General features: G+C 31.9%; 5 protein-coding genes. All 5 read left to right on the top strand.

Going from position 1 to position 18,752, the window contains the following annotated elements; all coding sequences use genetic code 11:
* The first annotated feature begins 24 nt into the window (after positions 1-24).
* The 5 genes from ACXAHM_RS14355 to ACXAHM_RS14335 all read left to right on the top strand — a co-directional run bounded on the left by ACXAHM_RS14355 (position 25) and on the right by ACXAHM_RS14335 (position 18,607).
* On the top strand, positions 25-984 hold the full coding sequence (locus ACXAHM_RS14355; RefSeq protein ID WP_474961143.1) for a DUF2157 domain-containing protein: 960 nt from the start codon (positions 25-27) through the stop codon (positions 982-984).
* Entirely contained in the window at positions 971-2,023 is a 1,053-nt protein-coding gene (locus tag ACXAHM_RS14350; RefSeq protein WP_474961142.1) for a DUF4401 domain-containing protein, read from the top strand. Before ACXAHM_RS14355 ends, ACXAHM_RS14350 begins: the two co-directional genes overlap by 14 nt.
* Positions 2,014-2,505 carry a GDYXXLXY domain-containing protein gene (locus tag ACXAHM_RS14345; RefSeq protein WP_474961141.1) on the top strand — a complete coding sequence of 164 codons (492 nt, stop codon included), beginning with the start codon at positions 2,014-2,016 and terminating at the stop codon, positions 2,503-2,505. The genes ACXAHM_RS14350 and ACXAHM_RS14345 overlap by 10 nt, the downstream gene beginning before the upstream one ends.
* 127 nt (positions 2,506-2,632) lie before the next feature.
* On the top strand, positions 2,633-5,125 hold the full coding sequence (locus ACXAHM_RS14340; RefSeq protein WP_474961140.1) for a TonB-dependent receptor: 2,493 nt from the start codon (positions 2,633-2,635) through the stop codon (positions 5,123-5,125).
* A gap of 219 nt (positions 5,126-5,344) precedes the next feature.
* A complete protein-coding gene (locus tag ACXAHM_RS14335) occupies positions 5,345-18,607 on the top strand; it encodes a T9SS type A sorting domain-containing protein (protein ID WP_474961139.1) in 13,263 nt (4,420 codons plus the stop codon).
* The last annotated feature ends 145 nt before the right edge of the window (positions 18,608-18,752 follow it).

The following is an 18,752-nucleotide window of genomic DNA, read 5'->3' as shown; positions in this document are numbered from 1 at the left end:
TAGGCTTTATTACTTTTTATCATTATGAAAAAATTAAACAGAGATGATATACAGATACTCAATAAACATTGTGATCTGAATACAGAAGAAATTACATTAATTCTTCAAGAAAATATTCATCCTACACCCAAAGATTGGCAATACTATTTAAAACTTATTTTTCTAAGCATAGGCATCGGATTTTTTGCTTCAGGAGTAATGTTCTTTTTTGCATACAATTGGGAAGAAATGACCAAATTTACAAAGCTGAGTATTATTCAAGGTTTAGTTTTAGTAACCGTTTTAGGATTTCAATTTTTCAAAACAAAGCCAATAGTATCTAAAATAATAAGTACAGGTTTAGCTTTTTTAATTGGAGTTATGTTTGCTGTTTTTGGTCAAATTTATCAAACTGGAGCGAATGCCTATGATTTCTTTTTGATGTGGTCGATTTCAATTACAGTAATAGTCATAGCCACTGATTTCTCAGTTTTATGGTTATTGTACATCCTTTTATTATCCACTACATTTCATTTTTACGTTTATCAAGCCGCTGAGAATTTAAATGAAATGGAAGAAGCTTTATTCCTTTTTATCTTTTACACGCTGATTTATGTTCTATCTCTATTTACAAAAAGTAGAGCGTATAAAATTCCCAATTGGTGGTTTAATGTCTTTACATTCTGCATCACAGGTTTAGGTACAAAAGTCTTTACTTTTAGTTTGTTTGACAATGGTAATCCTATTCTAAATGTATTTTTTGTGCTATTAACGTTGTCAATTTATCTAGCGGGTTTATTATTCGCTAACCAAAAAAAGAGAATTGTAGAAATTAGTTTCCTTTCATTTAGTCTTATCATCATGTTTACTGCTGTAATTATAAAGGTTGGCTCTGATGCTTTTGGGATATTTTTTATGTGCAGCATCTTCGTTATCGTAAGTGTATCTCTATTAGTTCAAAAAATTATCTCACTCCAAAAAAAGTGGAACAATGGAACAGTTTAAAAAATTAAGATTATTCATTGATCAATTGAATTTAAATCGCTCGACACCTTTTGTAGTGGATGATCATGCATTGCAATTAGAAGTAGAGAAAGATAAGTTGAGTTTGCTTGTCAAGATATTAATGTACTTCGGAGCATTGATTGCAAGTGGATTTTTTACAGGTCTGATTTTTACTATAATAAACTCAGAAGATGCATTTGGTATAATCATGCCATTAGGTATAATTTATTATGTCATTTCACTAGTGATAGATTATAACTCAAAAACACTATTTGTAACTGCATTAAGTACTTTTGGTTTTGTAATGGGTGAGTTGATGCTAACATATGGACTTTACGAAACAGTAAAAGATGAATCTATGGTTTGTTTCTTATTGATACTATTGAATACATTTAGTATAGTATTTATGAAGAATTACCTAACGATATTTTTAGCATCAATTAGTACAGGAGGATATTTATTATTTCTATTTATTTCAGTAAATGAACCTCTTGCAAGTTTATTATATATTTTATTAGGTATTGCAATAATAGCATTGTATTATTTATTTGAAAATCGATATCTATTCTTTTTCAAAAAGAATCCTCAAAAACTAAATGCGATACGTGATGGAATAATCATCTCACTTTTATTTGGCTTTGGGTTATCAGCAAATAATTTTGTTTTGAAAAGTCAAACTTATCAATGGTTTACAACGGCGATAATCTCTTTTTTATTCATCCTAAGTATAATTAAAGTATCAAAGGTCAATACAGTAAACAAGCTAATTCAATGTTTACCTGTCTTAATTATTGCTTTAAGTACTTATAATGCACCCTATATTTTAGGAAGTTTTTACTTAGTCTTTTTGGGGATTTATGGTAATCATAGAACATTACTAGGAATTGGTATACTGAGTGTTTTTGCGGGCATTATTAATTTCTATTACAACCTCGATCTTACCCTTCTCGAAAAGTCCATTACTTTGATAGGTAGTGGTATATTCTTCTTGATCATATATTGGATTATTTTTCATAAAAAATTAATAAGATGGACTTAAAAAATAAATTATTTATATCGTTAAATGTGCTGATTGTTTTCATTGGATTTAATTATTCAATCTATAGCAATGAGCAGTTATTGGAAGATGAAGAGATTGTTTATTTTGAATTGGCTCCTGTAGATCCTCGCTCTTTGATGCAAGGAGACTATATGCGATTAAATTACAGTAATTCAAGAATTAACAATGATATAATTCCTCAGAGAGGTTTTGTTGTGTTTAAAAAAGACACAAATAATGTTGCCTTAAAAGTAAGAACACAACAAAATAAAGAGCCATTATCAGAAGGAGAGTATTTGATCAGCTACACAAAAAGAAATTCTAGAAATTTGAATTTTGGAGCCGAATCTTATTTCTTCCAGGAAGGAACTGGAGATCAATATGAAGTTGCAAAATATGGAGGATTGAAAATTAATAAAGAAGGTAAATCTTTATTAATTGGACTATATGATGTAAACTTTAAAAAATTAGGAGAAAATTAAGAATTACATCTGTTCGTTGAATAAAAACGAACTTTAGTTGAATTAATTTCATAATAGATTTTGTAATGTGAATATTTGTGGTGTCAAATTTTACGTTAAGAACCTATTAAATTATACATCAGTTAAGATGAAATTCAACTTTCTTATTTTATTAACCTTACTTCCTTTCTTTGTATTTGCACAACGTCCAAATGGTGCAGGAAATAATCGAACAGGTGAAAGACCAAAAATTGGTACCGTAACTGGAAAAGTTGTGGATGCAGAAACAAAAGAAAATTTAGAGTTTGTAACTGTAGCACTTTATTCCTTAAGAGATTCTTCTTTTGTAACGGGTGCTTCCACAGATATCCAAGGTCGTTTTAAGATTTCACAAGTACCTGCAGGGAAGTTATTTGCTAGAGTAACTTTCATTGGATATAATGAATTTGATTCTCAACCTTTTGTCATTAATAAAGAGCAGAAAGAAAAGTTCTTAGGGAATATTGCACTTGAAACATCCGCAAAAAGTTTAGAAGAAGTTACAGTAACGGCTGAAAGAGATGTTATGGAGCTTGGAATAGACAGGAAAACATTCAATGTAAGCCAAGATTTAAACTCTGTGGGTGGTTCCATGACGGATGCTTTAAAAAATATACCTTCCATAGATATTGATTCCGAAGGGACATTAAGTCTAAGAGGAAGTGAAAATGTAACTATTTTTATAGATGGTAAACCTTCAAACCTTACCAGTTCTTCTGATGCAGATATTCTCGATCAAATTCCAGCAAGTTCTATTGAAAGAGTAGAAGTAATCACAAATCCATCTGCAAAATATGATCCTGAGGGTACAAGTGGAATTATCAATATTGTGTTAAAGAAAGATAGAAAAGGAGGGATTAATGGTAATGTTTCAGCGAGTGTAGGAAATAATAATAAATACAACCTTTCAGCAGGAGTAAATGCTAGAGTTAGTAAAGTAAATGTTTACGCAAATTACTCTGGTAGATATCAAGAACGATGGGTAAAAAAAGATCAACATCAAAATAATTTAGATGAATTTGGGAACGTAACAGATTATAATGATCAGATTACTTCCCGAGAGGATCAACGTTACTCTCACTTATTTAAAGGAGGAGTAGATTATGATATCAATGAGTATAATAATGTGTATTTTTCAGCAACTTATAATACTGGAGTAAGGAATAAAGATGAAGACCTTAATATTGGATATTATAAGGCTGATGGTTCTTTAATTGAACAAGTTTATAGAGTCAATGAATCAAAAACAGACGATCAAAATCAAGAATATAATTTTGGTTATAAAAAGACATTTGTAAACCCTAATCAGACGCTAGATATCTCTGGTCAATATTCGAATGGAACAAGAACGAATAATGGATTTTATCAAGAATACGATGATAATAATGGTGTAATAAATCCTGACCCATTCTTTGAACAACAGAATACAAGCCCTGAAAGAAATAAGATCTACCTAGGTCAAATTGATTATGTACAACCCATTGGGGAACACGGTACTTTAGAAACAGGATGGAAGACTACTGTGAGGGATATTCAAACTGATTTTTATTCAGAAAGTATTCAAAATGGTGGAGCTTGGATGCCTGATGATTCATTAAACAATAACTTCAATTATAATGAACAAGTACATGCACTCTATGTAATGTATCGTCATGAATTTGGTCAATGGGGTTTTCAAGGTGGTCTTAGAGCAGAGCAAGCTTATACAACCTCTGAATTAGAAGACAATGCTGTGACTGAAGGACAGATTGTTGAAAATGACTACTTTGCTGTTTATCCTACATTGCATATTGCATATAAGTTTTCGGATATGCGAGAAGCTTCTATTGGGTACAGTAGAAGAGTAAATCGTCCAAGGGGTAGAACATTAAATCCTTTCCCGGATTATTCCAATCCTCAGTCCTTAAGACAAGGTAATCCTTATCTACAACCAGAATTTATTGATGCTGTAGAAGCAACTTATCAGCATGGGTGGGATAAAGTAACATTAACGGGTAGTTTATATTATCGTTATACGCATGATGCAATACAAAGAGTACAAAGTGCACAACCGGATGGAGTGATGGTAATGACATGGGATAATGTAGACAATTCACAAAGTTATGGAGCAGAAGCTATTGCTACTTATAATATGACAGATTGGTGGAAATTTACAGGAAGTGCGAATGTTTATAATCTTTTGATTTCTGGTGATGCCGGTGATTTAGATTTATCAAATCAAGCTTGGGCAGTAACGGGAAAATTAATGTCTTCAACAACTATCCGTAAAGGATTATCACTACAGATAACCGGTAGATTAAGTTCTCAGAGAGCTACAGCTCAAGGATATATCGCTCCAATGGGAGGAGTTGATATAGCAGTTTCTCAAAAATTATTTAAGGGTAAAGGGACTTTACAAGCTAGGGTAACTGATGTATTTAATACTTATAAATTTAATGTATATAGTGAAGGTATTGGTTTCAATTCTGACATGACCTATGATTGGGAATCCAGAGTGGGCTACCTTACTTTTTCTTATCGTTTTGGTAAAACAGCTAAAGGGAATAAGAAGAAAGGAAAGGGTAGATCATCTGGAGGTGATGGTATGGATATGATGGATTAAGAAAGTAAACATTCTTTTTAATAAATGTCTTCTCATAAAAATTGGAAAGCATTTTTTTATGTCTAAAATGTAAACAGAGTTAAATAAAAAGTTCACAAACATTAAAATATTTATATAATTTACATAAAAAAGACAAATATTAACACTATCTTTACCAAGATATGTAATTTTTTTTTAATCACTACCCACTAAAAAATAAAACTTCTAATTACTGTGAAAATGTTTAACTCTCTGTATCTAAATAGATTGGTGATATTTGCCTTTCTATCTTGTCTTAGCTTAGTGACAAACGGACAGACGATTTATTATTCAAATGGAGATGGAAATTTTAATGATCTATCGACATGGGATGATAATAGTACTGGAGTTGGTACACAGCCAACTGATATCGAAAACAATTATTTTGTAATTCAATCAGGGCATACTATAACGTATGCTGCAAATGGTGATTATATCAACTCTCTAGAAATAGAAGGTGCTTTGGTCATTAATAATGGATTGAACCTTAATATTGCTAACGATTTATTCTATTACGAAGGAGCGTCTATTGACAATTCAAATGGTACAGTCACTTTCTCAAGTGATAATAATTCAATCTCAATCATAGAAGGTCGTCGATCGAATGGAACAAATCAGACGATTCCTTTCAATAACCTTGTTTTCTCAAAAAATGGGAATATGGTTATTGTCAATGAAACTGAATTAAATATCGAAGGAAATTTCTCTGTTGTCAATACAGAATTCGAATCTAAAAGTAGAATTTACTTAGCTGGAAATTTAACGATTGATAATAACTCAACTTATTCAACGGAAAGTGGAAATTACTTGATGATGGATGGTGCTGGAGATCAATCTATCACTGTTCCTGATGTCATCACTTCAGAAGAAGGTAATGCACATGCTCAGTTTGGTCAAGTAAGATTTTATAATGGAGGTAATAACTCAGTTTCTGCTGGTTTCCACTTTATAAATACTCTAGAGGTATATAAATCTAGTGGGTCAACTTTAACTTTCGGTAATGGTAATCACAGTATTAGAAATATTCAGGTTAGAGATGTTGTTGATAATTCAGGTACAGCTTTAACTTTCACAGGTGGTAATATTTATATCAATAATGGTACAACTATTAATCACCTTAATGAGACGATCGTTACTAATGTTGGTACTTTAGACCTTGGTACAGCAAATATTATTGCAGAGAATTATGATTTAGTATTTGGTGATGCAAATTCAGAAGGAGATAATATTACTTTAGAGGGTGATATTACAGTGAGTAATGGAAGATATGTAAATTTTAGAGAAAATACAGTTTTTGACTCTGAAGGAGGGACTTTAACCGTAAATGATAATGCAAGGGTGTATGTAAAAGGCACTTCAATTCCATTATTTGATACGATTGATTTATCAACTGCATCCACTTTCTATTACGAAGCATCCTCAGATATCACAATTCTTCCATTAAATTATGGCAACCTAAGGTTGTATAATGCTGGAAATAAGATAATTGATGATGATGTTGTTGTTAATGGAGCTTTAGGGGTATATGATAATACAAACCTAGTAGTTAATCCTGGCAATGAACTTACAATACATGGTAATTTAGAAAATAGAAGAAGTTCAGATAGTACAGATCCAGGTACGATAGATGCTGAAAATGCAACAATTACTTTTGTAATAAACGATATAAATAGACAAATCAATGAGTCTAAGCAATTAGCGGGATCTGTAGATAATGTCTATAAAATTCAAAACTTAAATATTATAGATGGGACGGCAGGTCTTTCAACGGAAAGGACTTTTACCATTTATAATAAGTTAGATGTTGAGAATTTTACGGTAACGAATACTAAAGGATCAAACTCTACATTATTAAGAGTTGACCTAAGAGATGAAACGCTTGAATTATTAGATGTCAGTAATTCAACTGTCTTAAATGATTTTACAAAAATTAGATCAAGAAGTGCTTCACCAGTATTTTTATCAGCAACTACAGTGGAAGTAGATCAAGCTAATTCTTTTGTGGAATTTGTTAGAAATGGAGATCAAACTATCCCTGCATTAAGCTATGGAAACTTACAATTAAATAGTAATGGTAATAAAACTTTAGCTGGTGATATTACTGTCAATGGAAGAATTGAAAGAACTGGAGGTAGTAATATTTTAATTGCAGGATCAAATACAATTACAGTATATGGTGACTGGAAATTAAACACAAGTAATGGTGTTCATCATGATGGTATTAAAGAATCAACAGTTGTATTTACAGGATCAAACGATCAAGTAGTGAATGATGCAGCATTTGGTAACTTGGTTTTCAATACTATTGGGGCTGTGACTTTAGCAAGACCAATTACGATTTTTGGTGATGTCATTTTAGAAGGCGGTGACGATACTCAAATCCTTGATGTAGTAGCGAATGAGAATATTAATTTATATGGTAACTGGTCTGAAAATAATGCAACATCTAAATTTTCTCAAACGAATGGTACTTTACAATTTTTAAGTAATGACCTTGATCAAGAAGTAACACAAAATGAATTAAGTGCATTTGGGAATGTAACAATCAATAATGATGCGTCTGTTAAAGCTATTTTTACTACAGCTGTAAAAGTAGATGGGAATCTAAGATTAGAATCAGGTAAAGGAGATCTTACTATTCAAGAAAACCTAACATTAAATGGTGATTTTCATAATGCTGGAACAAATAATGATTTTGTACAAGAAGCTGATGCTCAATTAATTTTAGCAGGTTCATCTTCTCAAACATTTAGAGTGGATGATGCTAATAAATCTACTTTTACAGAATTAGTAGTTTTCCAAGGAGAAGGAACAAAAACATTTAATGGTACTTCAAATTATACTTTTGAAAAAGGTATTTCAATTATCGGTTCTACTGTTGATGCTTCAAATAGAACTTTAAATATTAAAGGAGATTGGTCAAATACTGACGGTCTTTTTGAAAGTACAGGTTATGTGAATTTCAATGGAGGTGTTGCTCAAGAAATTGATCCAACAACTTTCTATCGATTATCAATTGATAATTCTTCAAATGTTACATTAAATGGTAACGTTTCATTGTATGAATTTATCCAATCATCAGGGACTACGTTTAATACTGGAGGATTTGCAATAAATGTTGCTAGTAACTGGATTGGTAATGGTACTTTTAACCATCAAAATGGTTCAGTAGTTTTTAGTGGAGAAGATGCTACAGTAACAGAAGATGATAATTTCTATGTTTTTACTTCAAATTTAAATGAAGGGTATCGACTTACATTAAATAATGATCTTAATGTTGAAAATGACTTAACATTAAGTGCTTCTAGATTAGATGTAAATGGTAATTCTATTACTGTAGGTGGTAATTTACTTTCAAATGGCGATATTTATAATGCGACTTCTTTAATTCTAAATGCTTCTACTGCTGGTGATTATGTATTACAAAATGGATTAGATAGAAATAATAGTGGAACTGCTGCAAATAATGATAATATGAACATTATTATTAATGCAAATGCAGGTGCAAATTATATATTGAATTCAAATATTCGTATGACTGGTTCAATTGGTGATTTAACCATCCAATCAGGTATTTTGAATTTAAATGGTTTTATTCTTGAATTAACGAATGAGAATAAGCAGGTTGTTTTAGAAAATGGTACTGAACTTATTGTTGGTGCAGGTTCTGCACTTCAACTTTCAGGAAATACGAGCCAACCATCTTTATATGGTAAAACAGGTAGTACTATTAGATTAGAAGGTGATGATAATAATTACGCATTAGTGGAAGCAAATGGTGATGATAATTATCAAATGTTAGTGGAAGGGGAACTTTCGGCAACCAATTATAAAATTACAGATCTTGATGGATATGGTTTACAATTAGGAGCTGGGAGTACTTTAGGTGTAAATCCATATAATTTATCAAATGGTATTTTCGTCAATGGATCAAATTCTTCAAATGCTTCAATTACTATAAATGCAACTGCAAGTCTTACAACTACAACGATTGAAAATGTAACTTTTGGAACAGGACCTACTAATGCAGTAGCAAACAATAGTTCTTCAATTGGTACAATTACTTTTGACAATGCCAAAGGGTCTAATCGTGAAATTGAAATAGACGCATCCAATAAAATTAATTGGACTTTCGATACATTTAATGAGTGGACAGGTACAAACGGTACGAACTGGAATGATGCAGGAAACTGGTCAGGAGCTGTTCCAACAAAAACAGATAATGTATTAATTCCTTCTTCAGCACCTAACTTCCCTATATTAAATGGTGTAACAGGTACAGCTTTGAAAATTGAAATTGAAAATGGCGCAACTCTTACAATTCAAGACCGATTAGAAGCATATGATGGAATTTTTATTAATGCTGGAGCAACTTTAATTGGTGGAACTTCTTCTGATTCAATAGTCGTATTTGGAGATTGGGTTAATGAAGGTACATTTACAGCAAATACATCTCCTTTAAAATTTGCTTTCGAAGAAGGTTCAGCTGCTAAATTGATTTCATTTATTCCTGGAACGGATACATATCAATCTGTATTTGTTGATGCTGGAGAGCATACAATTTTACAATCAGACAATACTTTAAATGTAGTTGATTTTAATTTAAAAACAGGTACTTACGACGTATCTGATAGTAATATTTATTTATCTGGTTCATGGAATAAAAATGGTGGTATTTTTAATTATAGAACCGCTACAGTAACTGTAGATAATGCGACTATTAATGGTGGAGATTTCTTTAATTTAGATGTTGCTGCAGGTAAAACAGGTACTTTAATGGGTAACATAACTATACATAATAAATTAGATCTACTAAGTTCTGGCTCTACATTTAATGCTGGTTCCTATTTAATTTACCTTGAAGGTGAATTTGATAACAGAGAACTAGGTACGTTTACTCATTCTGGAACGATAATCTTTAATGGTGCGTCGCAAAACATTAGAGGTACAGCAACTTTTGGTAACGTAATTTTCCAGGGTTCAAGTTCTAAAACATTTACAACCGGAGCAGATATTAATGTAACTGGTGATGTTACTGTATTAAACGGAATTAATGTTGTTTTAAATGATGGTTCTGAGTTAACGGGTGATGGAATCTTTACTATGACAGGTAGTACATTGTACGTTAGAGGAGCAAATAACTATCCATCAAACTTTACACAATATCAGATTACAGGAGGTACTTTCTATTATGATGAAGGCACACAAAATATTGGTGACTTCCAATATTATAACCTTTTCATCAATGATGGAGATAAAACATTAGTAGGTGATATTGATGTATCAAACCAATTAAGAATTTATACTAGTGATACAGAGATAGGTACATTAGATGTAAACGGCTTTGAAGTAGCATTAGGTAGTTCTTTTGCTGTTTACGATACAAGATCAGATAAAGCTGTTCCATTCTTAACTTGGAATAATGGTACTTTAAGACATTATGGAGGAAACTTTACTTTCCCAGCTTTACTTGGAAATTACAATAATATTATTCTTGAAGGAACTGGTTCAAAATCAATTTCTTCAAATATATCTGTGGATGGAGACCTTACTATAAACAGTAATGTTACTTTCAATCAAGGTAATTCAGATACTTATTATTCAGTTACAGGTACTTCAACTGGTACTCTAACTATAGCTGATAATGCAAGATATAATTCATACATACTTTCTGGGACAACTTTCGCTACAGGTTTTGGTACATATGAATTAGCAAAAACTTCAAATACCTATGTTTATTCTGTTTCGGGAGGTGCATTAATTCAATTAAATACGATCCCTGAATATGGTAATCTATACATACGAAATGAGGCAGTATTAGCATTAGATGGAACCTTAAAGGTTAAGGGAACTCTTGATGAAAGACAAACAGGAGGTTCTGCTCAGTTCATTGATTTAATGAATGATATTTATGTAGGTGGAAATGTTTATTTCTCAAACTATCCTTTACCATCATCAACATTATTTTTAAATGGTAATGATGCAGAAGTAATTCAGACAATTGATGGTGATGGAGCGATTACATTCAATAATGTGGACTTTTCAGGTGCATCAGAAAAACAATTGATTCATGATAGTTATATCATCTTGGGAGATTTTGTTCAAAAAGCAGAAGCTTATGTATTTTTAAACAGAGCATTAAGATTCGAAGGTACTAATTGGTCATCAGAAGCAGGAGGTGAATTTACTTCTACAAATACAATAACTATTAGTAATACTGACGGAGGAGTTGATCAATCTTTAAATTTTGGAGACAATCATACGATTAATAATATTGTTTTCGCTGATAATAGTTCAAAAACGATAAACTGTGATATTAATGTTGATAGGACATTTGTTACATCTGGAGGTGAAGTAGATTTTGGGTCACATACACACTCAATAGCTGTTGGAACAATGAATCTAGGAAGTTCATACATATCTGAAAATGCAAACTTTATATTTGATGGAGGGGGTCAAAATTTCCCTGAAAATTTTGTTGTGAATGATTTAACCATCACAAATGGTTCAAACAAAACAATCAATGGAAATTTAACAGCTAGAAATATTACAGCTTTTGAAAATGCTCGATTAGTACCTGATACAGAAGATGAATCTACAATTACAGTAAAAGGGAATTGGAACCTTGAATTTGGTCGTTATTCAAGAAATCAGGCTACTGTTATATTTGAGGGTGATGCAAATGGCGAATATTCTATTTACCAAAGTGGTACAACTAGATTCTATGATGTTCAGTTTAAAGGATCAAATACTACCTATAAATTAACAAATGATTTATACACATATCAATCTGTTGATATTGAATCAGGGGCAACTTTAGATGTAAATGGTCAATTATTCTATGTTGGTGTGAGAACAGACCTTGAAACTTATCCTGATTTAGATGTTGTAGAAAACCTAAATATTAGTGGTGAGTTACTCGTTTCTAAAGGTGGTATTTTACAATTTAACGCAAGAGATGGTGACGGTTCTGTTAAACCAACATTGACTGTTGAAAATGGAGGTCATTTAAGTGTTGTTGGTCAAGAGGGACAATTATCTAAGGTAAGTGCTGAAGATAGAGGTTCTGATGATCATCGATTGATCATTGATATTAAAGATGGTGGTAAAATATCTGCCAAATTCTATGAATTTAAAAATCTAGATCATGAAGGTCTTAAAGTAGCATTGACAGCAACTGTAGATGATACGAATAACTTCTCAGAAGGTGTATTTACAGGTATGTCTACAGATAACTCTAAAGATAGGGTTTATCTTGATATCGAGGCTCCTGTTAATGAAGATGTGACAAACGTAACATTTGATTATAACGGAACACCAAATGCAGCAAATGATATTCACAATGTTCGTAGATCAGCATCAGCAAATGGTGTTTTAACCTTTGCAGGTAGTACAGGTATTGCAGGATCAATTAAAGGAGTGGATTTTGAAGATGATCAAGATCAAGTAGATAATGGAGGAGAAGGTAAAATTGTTTGGCCAACGAATACGGATATTGAGTGGGTTGGAGGAACAAGTGATGATTGGCATACCGGATCAAACTGGTCTGGTGGAGCTGTACCAACTTCAAGTAATAACGTAATTATTAAGTCTAAAACATCTGCAGGTACTTTCTACCCTGTAATTAGTGGCACTACAAAAGCAGAATGTAGAGATATATTGATACAAGGAGGACGTTTGACTTTAGCATCAGATATTGATGGTAATGAATCAGATACTATGGTGGATAGTACGACATTATTTGTAGGTGGTGACGTATTGGTTGAAACAGGCGTGATCAATATTTCAGATAATGAAAGAATACAAGTACAAGAAAATTACTCAGTCACAACTAATGGTACATTAGTAGCCTCTAGTGGTACTGTAGAATTATTAAAGTCTACAGGTACAGTAGTTTTAGATCAAAACAATTCATCTTTCTATAATTTAGAAATAACAGGTGATGCTACAATTACGCTACAAAGTAAACTAGTTGTGGATGGTGCCTTTATGATCACAAACACAGGTGGTATTACTTTACCAAATAATCACGACGTTACATTCAACGGAGATGTTATTTTGAGTAAAACAGCTGTATTTGATACTGATTCTGATGGTTGGGTATATTTAAGAGGTACTTCTCAAACTTTAGAAAATGCTACTTTCAAAAGAGTACGTTTCCAAGGTGGTGATTATACTGTTACAGATTCATTAAAGATTACAAGTAGAGCATACCTTGATCAAGGAACTATTAAACAAACGAACGAAAATAGTTCTTATGTTTTCTACGAAAGAGTTGAGGTTGACAATGATAACTTCTTCTTTGAATTATATAAAGATGGAGGTACTCACTATTTAAGAAAAGGCCAATGGATTGCTACTGGTACTTCGACTAACCTAAAAGAACCGGTAGATCCACGTACTGCTGAAACAGTATTTGTATTTGATAATCCTAATGGTTCGATGAACATTAATGGAGATAAAGCATTTTTTGATAATCTTACATTAAAAACAATTAATGTTTCATTAGATGCAGATGTTGAAGTGACATCATTAGATGCGTCATCTTCAGATTTATATTTATATGATCATCAAGTTACAGGTTCTGCTGCTGGTGAATTTATATTAGGGGAAGAACAACTTATTAATGTTCAAGGAGCAAATAACTTCCCAAGTAATTTTGGTAATTATACAATTGCTGAAAATAGTAATACTTACTATTCAGGTGGTGTGAATCAATTTATTTTGACAAAAGTAAATGGCAAGCCTATTTTCTATGGTAAATTAACTTTACAAAAAGAAGGTTCTGAAAAATTAATTACAACTGGGGGAGAGCTAATTGTAAGAGGTGATTTACGTATTGAGCAAGCTTCATTAAATACAAATAGTGAAAATGTGAAAATCGGAGGAAACTTTGTTCACAATTATCTTAATGCAAATTTAATCTATGCGAATAGTAGATTTACTTTTGATGGGGATGAAGATCAAGTTATTTACCTATCGAATGTAAGAGATAATAACTTCTTTGATTTTACGGTAAATAAAGCAAATAACTCAACACTTTTAGTAAGTGGTTCGGATATTACAATTGAGGGTAATATGACAGTTCAAAATGGTATTTTCTCAATGGGAAATAGAGAAGCTACCTTGAACAAAAACTTGTTAGTAATTGATGGTATGATTGCTGAGTCGGGTTCATATTACATGAATGCCTCTGGTACTGACGCTACAATCCAAACAAACAATTCTGTATTTAGAGGATTAAGAATTAATGGTAAATCAACGACTATATATACTTTAAATGATAACATCACAATTACAGGAGGATTCGATTTAGACTTAGAACAAGGTACTTTAGAAACTGATAATGCAGAAGTGATTATCGGTAATTCAAGTCAATTTAATATTGGGGAAAATGCTTCATATAAAATGGGTGAAAATGCTCAATTAAATATGGGCAATAACGCTACATTAAATGTTTTAGGTAATATCGATGTGATTGGTACTGCTTCAGTTCCAACGGTAATTAAAGCATCTCAAGATGGTTATTATTATAGTTTTAATTTAGAAGGAAATATTAATGCTAGATATTTCAATATTAGTGGAATGTCTACAAACGGTATTTTTGTTAAATCTACTGCTACTATTGATAATGATAATAATGGTAATAATTTCTCTGATGGTACATTAACAAACTATTTAGTGGGAGGTGTAGGTCTAAAGGTAGAAAATACACAATCTTTTACTGCGAACTTTGATGGAGACGGTAATTATATTGATGGTGGTATCGTTAATTTAAACTTTATCCAAAGTACACAAAGAGGAACAGCCAATGTTTCAAAAGATATTGCAGTATCAGGACAAATTGATTTCTATAATTCAAATGGACAATTATCTGGAGAGAATTATGAAAGAGATCCTAACGATCTAATTAATTGGTATGGACCTGATGAATTTGTATGGACAGGAGCTGTAAATACTGATTGGTTTGAAGCTGGAAACTGGACTTCTAATAACGGAGGTTTACCTTCTGCAAATGATGATGTAATTATTTCAGCAACTACAAATCAACCTATTATATCAGATGTAAATGTAGCGTATGCTAATAATTTAATTCTTGAAACAGCTTCACTGGTTCAATTAGCTTCTTCAGATGCTGATGCAGATTTAATTATCTCTGGTAATGTAGAATTAGATGGCCAATTAGAAGCTCAGACTGTAAATGATGGTATTGAATTTAAAGGGAATTGGATAGTAAATCCAACCGGATCATACAAACATGGCGGAGGTCATTTATTAGCTAATGGTGATGGAGCCCAAGTAATAAATAACGCAGGATTAAGTTTTGGATCTCTGACTATTGGAGGAATGTCTGTTTCAACATTAACATTAAGTGGTGAGGAAACAGTTTCAGGAGATTTCACTATTGAGGCTAATGCTTCACTTGATCTTGATGGTAATATGAAAACAATTGATTTTGGTGGTAACGTTTATATCGATGGTATTATCAATACGAACTCAAGTTACATTGAATTAGTGGGTAATAATGATGGAAATGCAGATGATTTTGAATTATCCATTTCAAATGGAAATACACTTTCTGTTTTCACGGTTGAATTATTAGATGCAAATGATAGCTACACTTTAAGTACAAATTTATCAGTACAATCAAGTTTAGAAGTCAATAGTGGTATATTAAATGCAAATGGAAATACTATTTCTTTTGTTGGTGGGAATTCATCTCTAATCAACATTAATGGAGGTGATTTTAATCTTGATGGTTCAACATTATTAATGAGTGATGGAAGTAATTTTGAACTAAACTCAGGTTCATTATCTATGTTGAATAGTGCTAGAGTTTCAGCAACGACAAGTTCTTCTTCATATTCTTTCTCTTTATTGGGAGGTAATTTTAATGGCAGTAACTTCACATTTGAATACATGAATGAAAATGGAATTGTTTTCAATGGTGTTACAATCAATAGTGTTGAGACTTCTATTGATGCTGACAACGATCCAGGTACTCCAAACGAATTGATCAATGTATTATTACCGTATGCTATATTCCAATATGGTAAAATAAACGGGAGACTGATTGACCTTAAAAATTTCACATCAGGAGCAGCGGTAGTTGGTATTGCAAATTTAGAGAACAAGTTCTATAGTATATTTTTCAATGGACCTGCTCAATATAATGTTGTGAATAATACTGGAAGCGATGTATACTTTGTAGATAGCAAAGGTGGTATTTCAGGAGAAGATTATGATCTAGATAATAGTGGAGATGTTGTTTGGGAAGTTACAAAAGATATTTACACATGGGTAGGTGATCAAGGTGAACTTAAAGAGGGTCACGCAGATTGGACAAATGTTAATAACTGGAGTTTAAATGGTGGTGGAGCTCCTGCTAATTACCCAGGAGAAATAGATGGACATATTACATCTGCTACTGTTGTTATTCCAGAAATTGTAAATCGTCCGCCAATGCTGACAGGCACTAAAAAAGTTACTATTTACTCACTAAGAGTAGAAGCAAAGGCTGGATTGGTTATCGAAGGTAATGGAAATACAGATAGATCTAATGATGATAACTTTGAAATGATTATCGGTGATGAATTCTCAATTTTATCGGACGGAACATATAAAGGTTATGTAGATTTTAAAACATCATTGGTAAAAGTATTAGGTAGAATTCAAAATGATGGTATTTTTAATCCTGTTACTTCAATTATGGTATTGAAACCATCGAATTCAGATCCTATTAACTTAGCAGCAGGTGAAAACTACAATGATTTATATATTGATGGTGCAAATAATCCTGTGATAAATTTAACAGGAGATGTTAATGTAACAGGCTTATTCAATATGGATAATGGTACATTAAATGTTGGAGAAAATAACTTAAATGTTAGTGGAGACTTCACATTGGGAGCAGGAGTAATTCTTAATCATTCAGATGGATTTACTTTGACATTGAATGGAGCAGCACAAAACATTACTGTAAATAATCAAACACTGAACAATGTACACTTTGAAGGTACAGGAATCAAAACAGTTTTAAGTGATCTTACTCTTACAGGTGATTTTGATATTTATGGTGCATTGGAAAAAGTTTCGATTGGTTCTAATGATATTACTCTAGGTGGTAACTGGTTTAATGAGTTAGGCGGAAGTAACTTTGAAATGGCTTCAGATGCTACCGTAACGTTTAATGGTTCAAATATTCAAACAATTGAAGGTTATAGTGGATCAGAAACATTTACTAATTTTGTCATCAATAATTCTAATGGATTAATTTCTGATTTAACATTATATATTGAAAATAGTTTAACATTAACAGATGGTATTCTACAAGCTCCACATGTTGTATTAAGTAAAACGTTAAATACTGCATATCCAAATGGAGTTACATCTTCAGCTAATTCATATATATATGGTAAAGTAACTGCTACAGATTTAAAATCAACAGTATTTTACCAGTTCCCTGTTGGATCACAAACAACTTGGGCTAGAGCAGCGATCAATACTGGTCTCTTAGAATCAGAATTAGATTACACAGTTGAGTTCTTACCTCAAAATAAAGAAGCAAACCTTTTAATCAATAATGGGGCTGAAGATGTAGCAATGGAAGTTTCTCCATTCATCTGGGATATCACAAATGAAAATGGCCAAACAGACGGAGCTGGAGGTATTCAGATTCAATTATACTTCAATGAGCTTTCAGGCTATACTTTAGCAGAACAAGCTTTGAGAAAAGTTATTCATTATTTCGATAATGGTGGAGGTACTGATTGGTATGAAGAAGCAACCACTTATTCTGGAGATGACAATTCAGCGATTATGACTGCATCAGGAATCACTAAATTCTCTGAATTTGGTGCTACTCTTGAAGAATATGTAGACCCTGAAGCAGATTTACCAGTTGAATTAACTTACTTTAATGGAGCAATTAATGAGAACGGTAACGTATCATTGAAATGGGAAACGGCAAGTGAAATAAATGCTTCTCACTTTGATGTGCAACGATCATTCAATGGTAAGAATTTTGAAACTATTGGTACAGTAGAAGCTAGTGGTAATTCATCAGTTGCAATTCAGTATTACTTTGAAGATATATTGACGCATAAGTTAGGTTTTTATAGATTAAAGCAAGTTGATTTTGATGGTCAATATACTTTATATGGACCTGTAACATTAGCTTTAGATAATACTTCTCAAAGTACTGATGTGAATTTATATGCCTTCCCTAACCCTATACAAGGAGATGAAGCTGTTGTAACAATTAGTGGACTTCAAGAAAATGAAGAATTCATCGCTTTAGTATCTACGATTACAGGAAAGACATTAATGCAAATTTCAGAATCAGCAGATATAAATGGCCTAAAATCATTTAATATTGAAACTTCAAATTGGAATAAAGGTATTTACATTGTTAAGGTAAAATCTAAATCAGGTAAAACTGCGTTCATCAAATTATTGAAATAAGTTTGTAAACATCTTAAAATAAAGGTATTAGTTAATTCTAATGCCTTTATTTTTTTATGAATTAATATTTTAAGATGATTTAAAAATGCTGTTTCTACTAACCTTATAATGAGTTAGTATAAGTTATTGTTTTTAATACTATTGC

The organism is Flammeovirga sp. AWQ4_249 (assembly GCF_056161045.1).
This window is presented reverse-complemented; position numbering and strand designations above follow the sequence as displayed.